Source organism: Alcanivorax sp. HI0044 (genome assembly GCF_001634945.1).
This window is the reverse complement of the sequence record NZ_LWEZ01000535.1, coordinates 1-11,574: the sequence shown is the minus strand read 5'-3', so window position 1 is coordinate 11,574 and position 11,574 is coordinate 1. Positions and strand designations below refer to the sequence as shown.

The window sequence follows — 11,574 nt, the reverse complement described above, 5'->3', positions numbered from 1 at the left end:
CCTGATCGCTGGGGAGGCGCCGCCGACGAATCGTTGCTTTGGAGGACAATTGGAGCGCCGACTCAACCCATTCAACGGGGATGTTCTGGGTGAAGGTGCTCAGGTCAGAGAAGGACTGAAGGGCATCAATATCGAAAAGAGACTGCTGTAAAGACACAAAAAATCCGGCTTCCCGCGAGTGGAAACCGGATTTTCGGAAAGCCCCGCTCTGCCTGCAATGCTTAAGTGAACGGCATTAGGCGCTTTGCCGGGCTTTTTTATGGCGCTTTGCGGCCGCAACACAAATGCAAAATGTAGGAGTCCCCTTCCAGGGGACGAACCACCCTGCAAAGCGGCAACACGCTCGATTCGCCTTTTAACCGGTGATCATTAATCGCTCCGCTCATACTTCAGCCTCTACGGGGCTACGTGCGTATCCTCGCTTCGTTCGGTTCGTCCCCTGGAAGGGAACCCCTACAGCGTCTTCGTAGACCGGTCGATGTCTTAATTCCATCAAGCGTAGCTCGTCGCTTCTGGTGTGCGGCATGTAGCAAGCCTTATACTTTCCCCATGGACGCACTGATTCGCTACTTCCCCCGGGTTGACTACCCCCCCTGCTGGCAAGCCATGCGTGACCTCACTGATCATCGCAACGCTCAGCAGAACGACGAGTTGTGGGTGCTGGAACACCCCCCGGTCTTCACCCTGGGCCAGGCGGGCAAGCCCGAGCACGTACTCAATGCCGGAGAGATTCCGGTGGTGAACACCGATCGCGGCGGACAGGTCACCTATCACGGCCCCGGCCAGACGGTGATTTACCTGATGCTGGATATCAAACGGCTGGGGCTGGGAAGCCGCGGGCTGGTGACTGCTATCGAGGAAGGCATCATCGATTTTCTTGCCAGCCTGGGTATTGAGGCCGTGAACCGGGATGACGCCCCCGGGGTCTATGTGAACGGGGCCAAGATCGCGTCCCTGGGGCTGCGCATACGCCGTGGCGCAACCTATCACGGGCTCGCCATCAACCGGGACATGGACCTGGCGCCCTGGCAGCGGATCAACCCCTGCGGGCACGTGGGCCAGCCCATGACCACCCTGCAAGCGCAGGGCGTCAATCTGGGCCGCCACACCATGGAACAACAACTGGTGACATTATTAGCCAAACGTCTGGGCCTGACGCCCCGGACAGCGCCCCCACCAGACTGGTACAATGCACTTCAGGAGAACGCCATCACTGACAGCGATCCTGACAGTGCCCTGGCAGCACCGTCCCCACGACGGTAACCCACAGACACAGATGCCTGCCCCCACCCTTTCGGCAGCACCCGACGGCAATGGAAACCCCATGAGCGAACAGGCCCAAGCCAAACGCAAAGTGCAAATCGGCGACAAACTGCGCGGCGCCGACAAGGTCCGCACCATCCCCATGGTCAACGAAGAAAGCGGCTATCAACGCAAGCCGGACTGGATTCGTGTGCGGGTTCCCGCCAACGGAGAAATCCAGCGCATCAAGTCGCTGCTGCGCAAACAGAAACTGCACACCGTTTGCGAAGAAGCCGCCTGCCCCAATTTGCCCGAATGCTTCGGCGGCGGCACCGCCACCTTCATGATCATGGGGGACATCTGCACCCGTCGCTGCGCATTTTGCGATGTGGGGTTTGGCCGGCCCAACGCCCTGGATGCCGAAGAACCCCTGCACCTGGCAGAGTCGGTGGAAAACCTGGGCCTGAACTATGTGGTGATTACCTCCGTGGACCGGGACGATCTGGCTGACGGTGGCGCGGAACATTTTGCCGAATGCATCCGCCAGGTACGCGCACGCACCCCAGATACCCGCATCGAAATTCTCACCCCGGACTTCCGCCCCTGCCTGGATACCGCCGTGGAGATTCTCGGCGAGACCGCACCGGACGTGTTCAACCACAACATTGAAACCGTCCCGGAACTGTACAAGCACATCCGTCCGGGTGCCCGGTACCAGCACTCTCTGGATCTGCTCAAGCGCTACAAGGCGCTGCGCCCGGATGTGAGCACCAAAAGTGGCATCATGGTGGGGCTGGGCGAGACCTTCGAACAGGTCATCAATACCATCAAGGATCTGCGCGCCCACGACGTGAACATGATCACCATTGGCCAGTACCTGCAGCCGAGCAAGCATCACGCCCCGGTGGAACGCTTCGTGCACCCGGACGAGTTCCGCGAGTACGCCCGCGTCGCCAACGAGCTGGGTTTTACCTCAGTAGCCTCCGGCCCCATGGTGCGCAGTTCCTATCATGCTGATTTACAACATAAAGGCATCGATGTGGGCCTGCACAAGCCCTGATCCCCCGGCCGTCCCCACCGGGGCGGCCGCTTAAATTTACATTTCCCACACTTGCGGCCCACTGACCCGGCCCCGGCTTTGCATTACGCTAGGGAACCTCTAAATAACTCTTTGCGTACTCAGTCTTTCAGGCTGGTTCGCAATCTAGGCGCGCTTTTGAAGGTGTATGTCCATCCATCGAAAAAGTGCAACAACGAGTGCGGGCCAGCCTGGAAGACCCGAAGGGCGTGGCCTGAAGCGCACATCTGCTGCGCCTTGCCTCTCGGAAAGGGAACCACCCTGACCATCGAAACAAGACACAGCAGCTGCACGCTTCAGGCCACGCTGAGCATGCAAAGAGTTATTCAGAGGTTTCCCAACCCGCGTTTATCCCGGCGGTTGTTGCCGTTACGATTTTGAAGGTCCCCGTGTCATGCCGAGAAGTGCAGTCCGCAGACAATCCCCCGCGTTTTTCTTGTTGGCCCTCTCCCTGGTCAGCACCCTGCTTGCCCGCCCCGCGCAAGCGGAAGTCCCCGTGCCGGTAATGGCCCCCGTGCTGGATGTGGCAAAAGAGCTGCAGCTGCCCGAAACCGATCTGGCCGTGGCCTCGATTCCACTGGATGGCCCCGGGCAAGCCCGCTTCATGAACGCCGACATGCCATTGAACCCCGGTTCCATCATGAAGGTCATCACCACCTACGCCGCGCTGGAATTGCTGGGCCCCACGTTTCAGTGGCACACCCGCCTGTATACCGACGGCACCATTGAAGACGAAACGCTGAACGGCAACCTGTATTTTGTCGGCAGTGGCGACCCCAAACTCACCGAAGAACGGCTGTGGCTGCTACTGCGTGAGTTACGCGCCATGGGCGTCAAACATATCGCCGGTGATCTAATTCTCGATGGCAGCGTTTTCAACCTGCCCAATGGCATCGCCGACTTCAATGATGACGGCGACAACCCCAATGCGCCCTTCCTGGTGGAGCCCAATGGCCTGCTCACCAACCTGAATGTACTGCGCATCCGGGCCCGTGCAGACAACCGGGGTATTCACACCTGGACCGAACCCGCGCTGGACGGTATCACCATCGACAATCAGCTGGTGTTCCGTGACTACGGGCACTGCCCGCGACGCTATCAATTCGACTATGAACCTCACTTGGCTGAAGACGGCACCACCACGATTACCGTCACTGGCGTACTGCCCAAAGGCTGCAGCACCAGCAGCTACCTGTCCGTGCTCAGCCAACAAGCCTATACCGGTGCCCTGCTGACCAGCCTGTGGCAGCAGCTTGGCGGCACCCTGGCCGGCACCACACGGGAAGGCCTGCGTCCCCGGGAAGACACTGAACTGCTGGTGACCACCTCCTCGCGGGATCTGGTCACCATGGTCCGCGATATCAACAAGTGGAGTAACAACGTGATGGTGCGCCAGGTGTTCCTGACCCTGGGCGCCAGACATCGCCAGCCCGGAGACAAGGATGATCTGGCCGCTGCGGAACGGGAAATCCGTGCCTGGCTGGCCAGCAAGGGCATCGACAACCGAACCATGGTGTTTGAAAACGGCGCGGGTCTGTCACGCATCGAGCGCATCACCGCCCGGCAAATGGCCCTGTTGCTGCAACATGCCTGGGAAAGCCGCTTTGCTGCAGAACTGATCGCCTCACTGCCACTGGTGGCCATGGATGGCACCATGCGCCGCCGGCTGGGCAACGCCGATATGGCCGGCATGGGCCACATTAAAACCGGCTCCCTGCGTAATGTCCGTTCCATCGCCGGGTTTACCCGCGATGAGGACAACACCACCTGGGCGGTAGTCGCCATGGTCAACAACCCTCGCGCGTGGCAAACCGAGCCGGTACTGGACGCCTTCATTGAACAGGTGCACCTGTCGACCCGCCCACCCAGCATCAGTACCGCCAGCCAATAAAGGGCCCGCCCCGTCTTGCCATGATGGTCACGGGGTTCTCTGCTATGCTCCCGACACACTGAGACGTCTTGCAGCGCACGATTCAATGCACAACGCATGCAACAGGGTGCGCTGAGACATGGCAGAGAGCCCTACTATGATTACTGTGCATCACCTGGAAAATTCCCGTTCCCTGCGTATCGTCTGGCTGCTTGAAGAGTTGAGTCTGGACTACGAAATCAAGCATTACGCCCGCAACCCGAAGACCATGCTGGCCCCGGCCGAACTGCGCAAGATTCATCCTTTGGGCAAGTCCCCGGTGATCACCGACGGCGACACCGTCATTGCCGAATCCGGCACCATTATCGAATACCTGGTACATCGCTACGGCAACGGCCAATGGCAGCCCGCGCCAGAGGATGACCAATGGCTGAACTACCGCTACTGGCTACACTACGCCGAAGGCTCGCTGATGCCCTTGCTGGTCATGAAGCTGATCTTCAGCCATATCGCCAAAGCCCCCATGCCCTTTTTTGCCAAACCCATTGCCAAAAAAATCAGCGGCAAGGTCACCGGCACCATGCTGGACCCGCAGCTGAAAAATCACCTGGCTGTCATTGAACAGCACCTGGCAACGCAGACCTGGTTTGCCGGCGACACCCCGTCCGGGGCCGACATCCTGATGAGCTTTCCCCTACAGGCTGCCTCTGCCCGTGCGGACCTGAGCCAACTGCCTTCGATCCAGCGCTTTGTGGCACAGATGGAAGCACGCCCGGCCTACCAGAAAGCGGTGGAACGGGCTGGCCCACTGACGCCGATGCGTTAAATGCCACAGCCACCGGAAGACGCAATTCTTACAAGCTGGGCGGCCAATGCCGCCCCCTGGATTGCCCTGCTGCAAGGCAAAGGTATCGCCAGCCGCCAGATCACCAATCCGGCAATCGTCAACGCCATTAGTCGCTACCGGCCAGACTCGGTGCTGGATGTGGGCTGCGGCGAAGGGTGGCTCTGCCGGGCACTGGCGGCAGAAGATAACGCGCCGGCCACCGCGATCACCGGCGTGGATGTCATTCCGGCACTGGTGGAAAACGCGCAGGCACAACACTCCGACGGCACCTACCTGTGCAGTGACTATTCGCGATTATCCAGTGCCCTGAGCGGCCAGACATTTGCCGTTATCGTGTGCAATTTTTCACTCTTCGGCGAGGATTCCGTTGCGCAGTTACTGGCGACGCCAGGGCCTGTTAACACTACCGAGATGACGCCTGTTGATACAAACCCTGCACCCACTCATGGCCTGCAAAGGCGATTACCGTTCGGGCTGGCGCACCGGTAGCTGGGCCGGCTGTAGTGACGCCTTCCATGACGCCCCACCCTGGTATTTCCGTACGTTGTCGGACTGGCTGGCACTTCTTCAACAACAGGGATTGCGTGTTCACATGGAAGAACCGCTGGATCCGCAAACGCACACGCCATTGTCTGTCATCTTCCACGCCCGGTAGCCATACACCCTCCCGCTCCAGCCAGCTACAGTAATCCCACAAGCCATAACAAAGTCACGATGGTTAACCTTGCCCGTGCTTTATAGGATTGCCACAGAATCGTTCGCACTCCAACAATAATCACAGTGTGGCTGCCCCATGATACTGCTCTATTTTGCTGTCAGTTTTCTTCTCGGCCTGTTACTTCTGCAAGGCCTGAACCACCTCCTGCGCATCCGTTTTTCAACCACAAAGACTCCGTCGGCCATTCGCGTTCAGCAACCTGCCGATCGGGCCTGCGACGTTGATAACACTCTTCCCGCATTAAACCTGGCGCTGCTCTCCACCCGGTAACCCGCACAACACCGTTAACGCTTCATCGTAGCCTGAGGGTGATGAGGCAACACAAATATTCAAAAACTGTTAAACCAGCGAACCAAACGGCAAAAGCGTATTCTAAGCAGTAATATAGAAGGGAAACCTGCAAGGGAGTGATATTCATGAAGACTTATTTCGCCGCCGCTGTTCTCGGCTGCACCGTTGCGTTTGCCGGCTGCCAGAGCCAACCGGAAGCGCCGATTAATCCTACCGCACAGAAAGAAATCTACAGCGGGATGCTCCCCTGTGCAGACTGCTCGGGCATTCGTACCACCCTGACCCTGTACCGCGATCAGCACGACAGCCCTACCCGATTCGAGCTGCGTGAAGAGTACATGAGCGGCTCCACCGTGAAACTGAATGCCGTGGAACGGGGTAACTGGGCATCGCGCAAATACCAGGAAGGCGTTACCCAGGAAGATGTCTACACCATCAACCCAGAGGCCGATGACGACACCCAACGCCAATATCTCAAGGACGCGGTCAATGCCATCGAGCAACTGGACCAGTCCGGCAACCGGATTGAATCGAACCTGAATTACCGTTTGCTCAGCAAATAATCCGTATCGATGGGACGAAAAAGGCGCTTCGGCGCCTTTTTCGTTCCCGCTCCCCCTCGCAGCCCTTTTACCTGCGGCACTTTGCCGCTACCTGTGAATACATCCCAAATAGGAATGACTTGCATTAAGAAGGTAAAACTCTTAGTATTGCGAACCCTATTCAACCCTTGACGCTCATGTAATTGCCGCGCGCCACCCTGTGATTTCCTGTCATCGGGCTTCCATTATTACGCGGTAGACTACATAAGCCTTTGTGTACCCAAGACCGGGCACCTGATCATTTGCCCATAGCTGGAGTTTTCCATGCCCCCAATTTCCCTGCACTTGCCGGAATGGTTTGTCAGTGGCGGCGCCACCATGTGGGTCCTCGCCCTGTTGTCCGTGATTGCCCTGGCCACGCTGATTTCCAAGATCCTGCAATTTGCCCGTATCCGCCCCGGCAACAGCCGCCAGGCGGACCAGCTGCTCAATGCTCTGCGTCAGGGCAAACAGCCCGGCGAGCCGGGCAAGCTCAACAGCCCCATCGACCGGGTTCTGTGGCAGTGCTGGCAGAACCGCAATCTGGACGAAGCCGCCTGGCAAGAAGAAAGCCTGCGCCTGGCGCGCAGCGGCCTGGATGAACTGCGCGGCGGCCTGCGGGTGCTTGAAGTGATCAGCGCCATCGCCCCGTTGCTGGGCCTGCTGGGTACCGTATTCGGCATGATCGGCGCTTTCCAGGCACTGGAAACCGCTGGCTCACAGGTGGATCCCTCGATTCTTTCCGGCGGTATCTGGGAAGCCCTGCTGACCACCGCCGCCGGCCTCACCGTGGCGATCCCGACTCTGGCCGCATTCCACTGGGCCGACCGCAGCATCGAGCAATGCCGCGAAAAGATGCAGGACCGCTTGTCTCGCCTGAAAGTACTGCGCAACAACCACACGGCTCCCGAACCTCTGGAAGAGGATCGCGACCCGTCGGTGTCGCATGCATATTGAACCGGAGCGTCATCGCACGCCCTTTATCAGCCTGACACCCCTGATTGATGTGGTGTTCATCCTGCTGGTGTTCTTTATGCTTGCCACCCGTTTCGGGCAATACCATGACTTGCCCGTGAATGTGCAGCCTGCAGACAGCACCGAGCAGCCGGATGAACACTGGCTGGTGATTGAAGTGCAGGCCAGCGGTATGCTGACGCTCAACGGCGTCAGCTTTACCCCGGCCGCCGTGGCAGACCGCCTGGACACCAGCAAGAGCAAGGTGTGGGTCACGGTGAATCCGGACGCCACCCTGCAACAGGCACTGACCGCCGTGGATGCCATGAAGGCCGCCGGCGTTCACGATGTCCAACTGGAGCTGTTGCCATGATGATCATGGAAACCTCATCACGCAGACCACCCCTGGAGCCGGTACTGCCGCTGATCAATGTGGTCTTCCTGTTGTTGATCTTCTTCATGCTGGCCGGGCAATTGGCCAAGCGCCCCACCGTGGCGGTAGAAGCCCCCATGAGCCAGACCGCCAACGGCGAGGAAGCCCGGGACAAGCTGCTGCTGGTAATGCAGAACGATGGGCAATGGTTTGCCGAAGACAGCGCCGAGCCGTTAAGCGAAGAGGCATTACTGGCCCTGCTTGGCGACAATCCGGAAGAAGCGGAAGTCCGCCTGCTGGCCGACGCAGGGATCACCATGCAAGCCTTGCGCGAACGCCTGGAAACCCTGCAAGGCATGGGTGTGGAGCAGGTTCGCCTGGTCACCCAGAGCGATGCCGCCACTGAAAGTGCAAGCGAGGAGGCACCATGAAACCTCGCAATTTTTCCGCCTGGGTTATCTCTATTCTGGTCCACGTCAGTGTGCTGGTCACCGTCGGGGCCATGACCCTGGCTGGTGGCCGCCCGGCCAAGCCCGGCGTGAGCGAAATTGCCATCAACCTGTCGGCACCGCCGGCCCCGAAACCCGCTGCGCCAGCGCCACAACCCAAGGCCCAGCCTGCGCCGCAGCCAAAGCCAAAGCCGAAGCCGAAGCCCAAACCAAAACCCAAGCCCAAACCGGTAGCGAAGCCAAAACCGAAACCGGAACCCAAACCAGAGCCCGTCCCCGAGCCGCAAGTGGCCGAAACCACGCCAGCGGAAACCGAGGATAATAACGCCGAAGAAGAGGTTTCAGCACAACCTTTGACCCAGGGCGCCAAAGGCATGGCAGGCGACCCCGGCAAAGGGGTGCATCAATCTGGTGACACGGAAAATGCGCTCAACAAGTACCTGGCCAAGGTGCGCGACACGATTGATTACAACAAGCAGTATCCGCACCGGGCCAAGATGCGCCGCCAGCAAGGAACCGTAAAAGTGTCCTTCGTGATCAATGCCTCCGGCCGCGCTGAGCAGGTAGAAATCACCGAAAGCTCCGGTAGCCGCATTCTCGATCGCGCCACCAGGGAACTGGTTGCACGTCTGCGCTTTGATGCCCCGCCCAAGGAACTGGATAGCGGCAGCGTTCCGGTGAAGGTCATCGCCCCGGTAGACTACGACCTGAACAACAGCTGAACAGAGCGGTGCCCTGCACCGCCACAGTTGATCCCCTCCCCGCCAGTCATTACTGTTTAATTCAATAACGTTAAACCGCTGGCGGAACGGCATCCGTTCCTGTTCTGCCCCCTTCGCGTTTTCTACCGGACTACCAAGGAAGGCCTGTGAGCCCATTAACTCTGGCATTACTGCTCAGCCTGGCCGCCGGCCTGAGCATGGCCGTCGGCGCACTGATTGCCGTCAAACAACATATCGCCCGTGACTGGCTACGCCAGGAAGTTCGCCATACCGTGATTGCCTTTGGCGGTGGCGCCCTGCTGGCTGCCGTGGCGCTGGTGCTGGTGCCGGAAGGGGCAAAACATCACACCCCGTTCTCCGCCACCCTGATGTTTGTCGGTGGCGGCGTGGTGTTCATGCTGATCGATCGCGCGCTCGCCGCCAAAGGGGGCGCCATGTCGCAATTGCTGGCCATGCTTCTCGATTTTGTTCCCGAAGCTATCGCACTGGGCGCCGCGCTGGCAGTGGGAGGCGGCCAGGCGTTTCTGCTGGCGTTCCTGATTGGCATGCAGAATCTGCCGGAAGGGTTCAACGCCTACCGTGAAATACGTGATAGCGGCGGGCTTGCCCCGGGCAAGATCATTCTCGCCTTTGCCGGGCTATCCCTTCTTGGGCCTGTCAGCGCCTGGCTAGGCTTTGCGGTATTGGTAAACATGCCAGTCATACTGGGCGGCATTATGCTGTTTGCCAGCGGCGGCATTCTCTACCTGATTTTCCAGGACATCGCCCCGCAAGTTCCACTGAAGCGGTCCTGGGCGCCGTCACAGGGCGCTGTTGCCGGATTTGCCCTGGGTTTGGTGGGGCATCTGTTGGTGCAGTGAGTTGGGGCTATTATAGAACGGAGCGTAGCGGAGTAACGCACGTCGTTCCGTGCGGCCCGAAGGGTGAGCGAAGCGAATAACGCCGCTTGTGGCGCGAACCGAGCGACAGCGAGGCGAGAGAAATCAACGATATCGACCCTTCTTTCCGGCGCTGTCGAGCACTGATCTCCCCGATCGCCCTGCGGGTGATTTCCTTGCTTCGCAAGGTTCGCACCTCGAGAGGTACTCCTACAGTCGCGTCGTAGCCAGGCCGGGGTTATTCTCCCCAGCGTTTCACCAGGGTCTGCTCCACACCAAGATGATCGAGTAACCGGGCCACCATGAAATCCACCAGATCGTCCACGCTTTGTGGCTGGTGATAGAAACCCGGCGCGGCGGGCATGATGGTGACACCGAGGCGGGAAAGTTTGAGCATATTTTCCAGATGAATCGCAGAAAAAGGCGATTCGCGGGGCACCAGAATCAACTTGCGCCCTTCCTTGATCGCCACATCCGCAGCGCGCTCAATCAGGTTATCACTGGTGCCCGTGGCAATGGCAGACAGGGTTCCGGTGGAACAGGGGCACACCACCATGGCCGCGGGGGCACCACTGCCGGAGGCAACCGGCGCGGTCCATTGTTCCAGCCCGCAGACGACCAGCCGTCCCTTGTCGGTCTTTACCCACTCACGCAAGGCCTGCTCAGCCTGGCCAGTACCTGCAGGAAGCTTCAGTTCGGTTTCCGTACCAATCACCACACGTGCGGCCTTGGACAGCAGCACAAAAACCTCGCAGTCCGCATCCAGCAGACACTGCAGCAATCTCAGGCCATATGGCGCTCCGGAAGCGCCCGTAAAGGCAAGCGTAATGCGTTGAGTCATGAGCCCATCCCGACGCCTCTGGCCATCATCGCCGCCAGAATCGGCATCAGAATGACCAAATGAATTTCCGCCACCAGCACACCGCGCAGGTTGCGTTGCAGCTTGTCATCGATTTCCGGTACGTGGCCGGCTTTCACCGATTTTCGCCAGCCCAGCAGCACCTTGGTGGGATACAGGCTTAGCAAGGCGATCAACACAAACAGCGTGACCTTGCCATGGAACCAGGGGTTCGCCAGATAGAAGTTCCAGCCTTTTTCCGTCCAGCCCGCCCGGGCCAGGCCGCTGATCAATACCACCAACGCCGACAAGCCGTAGCCGATATCCAACCACAATAACGTGCGCACATTGCGCTCATTGATCCCCGTCCGCCACAGCAACAGCTCGCCATACAGGCAAGCAAACAACATCAGAATGCTGAGGTAATGGACCGAAGCCCAGAGTACAGACCAGAACATGGCAACCTCCTTGAAACCGCATCACGGCGCACGCTTCACGCTACAACGCATTGCCGCTTGTGGCGTGAAGCGTGCAGCGTTTATTCAGCCAACGCATCCAGCAGTTTCTGGTGAATGCCGCCAAACCCGCCGTTGCTCATCACCACCACATTCAACGGCTCACCTTTGTGGCTCACTACTTTGGCCACAATCTCATCCAGCGATTCACTGACCGATGCGGGCACTGGCGCCTCGCTGAGCACCGAATCCAGCGACCAGTCCAGGCCCGGTGGCTG

15 protein-coding genes and 1 pseudogene are annotated in these 11,574 nt (G+C 59.3%); 12 read left to right on the top strand and 4 right to left on the bottom strand.

Annotated elements, in window-relative coordinates; genetic code table 11:
* Positions 1-157 (bottom strand): transposase domain-containing protein (locus tag A3730_RS29490; protein ID WP_197477333.1); only part of this gene is annotated, 157 nt, incomplete at its 3' end.
* A 392-nt stretch (positions 158-549) separates the two neighbouring features.
* On the opposite strand from A3730_RS29490, the gene lipB reads away from it, so the two are divergent.
* The 12 genes from lipB (at position 550) to A3730_RS06360 (ending at position 9,985) form a co-directional block, all read left to right on the top strand.
* Positions 550-1,263, top strand: a complete 714-nt coding sequence (lipB, locus tag A3730_RS06410) for a lipoyl(octanoyl) transferase LipB (protein ID WP_063519383.1) — start codon at positions 550-552, stop codon at positions 1,261-1,263.
* 61 nt (positions 1,264-1,324) lie between these two features.
* Positions 1,325-2,302, top strand: a complete 978-nt coding sequence (lipA, locus tag A3730_RS06405) for a lipoyl synthase (protein WP_063519382.1) — start codon at positions 1,325-1,327, stop codon at positions 2,300-2,302.
* 412 nt (positions 2,303-2,714) lie between these two features.
* On the top strand, positions 2,715-4,211 hold the full coding sequence (gene dacB, locus A3730_RS06400) for a D-alanyl-D-alanine carboxypeptidase/D-alanyl-D-alanine-endopeptidase (RefSeq protein WP_063519381.1): 1,497 nt from the start codon (positions 2,715-2,717) through the stop codon (positions 4,209-4,211).
* A gap of 136 nt (positions 4,212-4,347) precedes the next feature.
* The gene (locus tag A3730_RS06395) at positions 4,348-5,016 is read left to right on the top strand and encodes a glutathione S-transferase (RefSeq protein ID WP_063519380.1); all 669 of its coding nucleotides are present in this window, start codon (positions 4,348-4,350) and stop codon (positions 5,014-5,016) included.
* Entirely contained in the window at positions 5,017-5,526 is a 510-nt protein-coding gene (locus A3730_RS06390; protein WP_197468581.1) for a trans-aconitate 2-methyltransferase, read from the top strand.
* Positions 5,527-5,830: 304 nt separating this feature from the next.
* Positions 5,831-6,025, top strand: a complete 195-nt coding sequence (locus tag A3730_RS30260) for a hypothetical protein (protein WP_156496928.1) — start codon at positions 5,831-5,833, stop codon at positions 6,023-6,025.
* 146 nt (positions 6,026-6,171) lie between these two features.
* Positions 6,172-6,609, top strand: coding sequence for a copper resistance protein NlpE (locus tag A3730_RS06385; RefSeq protein WP_063519009.1), 438 nt, complete (start codon positions 6,172-6,174; stop codon positions 6,607-6,609).
* A gap of 303 nt (positions 6,610-6,912) precedes the next feature.
* Positions 6,913-7,584, top strand: a complete 672-nt coding sequence (locus A3730_RS06380; protein ID WP_063519379.1) for a MotA/TolQ/ExbB proton channel family protein — start codon at positions 6,913-6,915, stop codon at positions 7,582-7,584.
* On the top strand, positions 7,574-7,954 hold the full coding sequence (locus tag A3730_RS06375) for a biopolymer transporter ExbD (protein WP_063519378.1): 381 nt from the start codon (positions 7,574-7,576) through the stop codon (positions 7,952-7,954). The genes A3730_RS06380 and A3730_RS06375 overlap by 11 nt, the downstream gene beginning before the upstream one ends.
* A complete protein-coding gene (locus tag A3730_RS06370) occupies positions 7,951-8,385 on the top strand; it encodes a biopolymer transporter ExbD (RefSeq protein ID WP_063519377.1) in 435 nt (144 codons plus the stop codon). Before A3730_RS06375 ends, A3730_RS06370 begins: the two co-directional genes overlap by 4 nt.
* Positions 8,382-9,125 carry an energy transducer TonB gene (locus A3730_RS06365; protein WP_063519376.1) on the top strand — a complete coding sequence of 248 codons (744 nt, stop codon included), beginning with the start codon at positions 8,382-8,384 and terminating at the stop codon, positions 9,123-9,125. The genes A3730_RS06370 and A3730_RS06365 overlap by 4 nt, the downstream gene beginning before the upstream one ends.
* A gap of 146 nt (positions 9,126-9,271) precedes the next feature.
* A complete protein-coding gene (locus tag A3730_RS06360) occupies positions 9,272-9,985 on the top strand; it encodes a ZIP family metal transporter (protein ID WP_082872277.1) in 714 nt (237 codons plus the stop codon).
* A 256-nt stretch (positions 9,986-10,241) separates the two neighbouring features.
* On the opposite strand, the gene A3730_RS06355 is transcribed toward A3730_RS06360, so the two are convergent.
* The 3 genes and pseudogenes from A3730_RS06355 to A3730_RS06345 form a co-directional block, all read right to left on the bottom strand.
* Positions 10,242-10,844 (bottom strand): flavin prenyltransferase UbiX, encoded by a 603-nt coding sequence (locus A3730_RS06355; protein WP_063519375.1) that lies wholly within the window; start codon positions 10,842-10,844, stop codon positions 10,242-10,244.
* A complete protein-coding gene (locus tag A3730_RS06350) occupies positions 10,841-11,299 on the bottom strand; it encodes a DUF2214 family protein (protein ID WP_063519374.1) in 459 nt (152 codons plus the stop codon). Before A3730_RS06350 ends, A3730_RS06355 begins: the two co-directional genes overlap by 4 nt.
* Positions 11,300-11,379: 80 nt before the next feature.
* Positions 11,380-11,574: pseudogene (locus A3730_RS06345) on the bottom strand (UDP-N-acetylmuramate:L-alanyl-gamma-D-glutamyl-meso-diaminopimelate ligase); the annotation flags it as partial.

Bases quoted from the DNA above. Each gene is read 5' to 3' on its own strand.
- lipB (WP_063519383.1), top strand. From the start codon at position 550: ATGGACGCACTGATTCGCTACTTCCCCCGGGTTGACTACCCCCCCTGC.
- lipA (WP_063519382.1), top strand. From the start codon at position 1,325: ATGAGCGAACAGGCCCAAGCCAAACGCAAAGTGCAAATCGGCGACAAA.
- dacB (WP_063519381.1), top strand. From the start codon at position 2,715: ATGCCGAGAAGTGCAGTCCGCAGACAATCCCCCGCGTTTTTCTTGTTG.
- A3730_RS06395 (WP_063519380.1), top strand. From the start codon at position 4,348: ATGATTACTGTGCATCACCTGGAAAATTCCCGTTCCCTGCGTATCGTC.
- A3730_RS06390 (WP_197468581.1), top strand. From the start codon at position 5,017: ATGCCACAGCCACCGGAAGACGCAATTCTTACAAGCTGGGCGGCCAAT.
- A3730_RS30260 (WP_156496928.1), top strand. From the start codon at position 5,831: ATGATACTGCTCTATTTTGCTGTCAGTTTTCTTCTCGGCCTGTTACTT.
- A3730_RS06385 (WP_063519009.1), top strand. From the start codon at position 6,172: ATGAAGACTTATTTCGCCGCCGCTGTTCTCGGCTGCACCGTTGCGTTT.
- A3730_RS06380 (WP_063519379.1), top strand. From the start codon at position 6,913: ATGCCCCCAATTTCCCTGCACTTGCCGGAATGGTTTGTCAGTGGCGGC.
- A3730_RS06375 (WP_063519378.1), top strand. From the start codon at position 7,574: ATGCATATTGAACCGGAGCGTCATCGCACGCCCTTTATCAGCCTGACA.
- A3730_RS06370 (WP_063519377.1), top strand. From the start codon at position 7,951: ATGATGATCATGGAAACCTCATCACGCAGACCACCCCTGGAGCCGGTA.
- A3730_RS06365 (WP_063519376.1), top strand. From the start codon at position 8,382: ATGAAACCTCGCAATTTTTCCGCCTGGGTTATCTCTATTCTGGTCCAC.
- A3730_RS06355 (WP_063519375.1), bottom strand. From the start codon at position 10,844: ATGACTCAACGCATTACGCTTGCCTTTACGGGCGCTTCCGGAGCGCCA.
- A3730_RS06350 (WP_063519374.1), bottom strand. From the start codon at position 11,299: ATGTTCTGGTCTGTACTCTGGGCTTCGGTCCATTACCTCAGCATTCTG.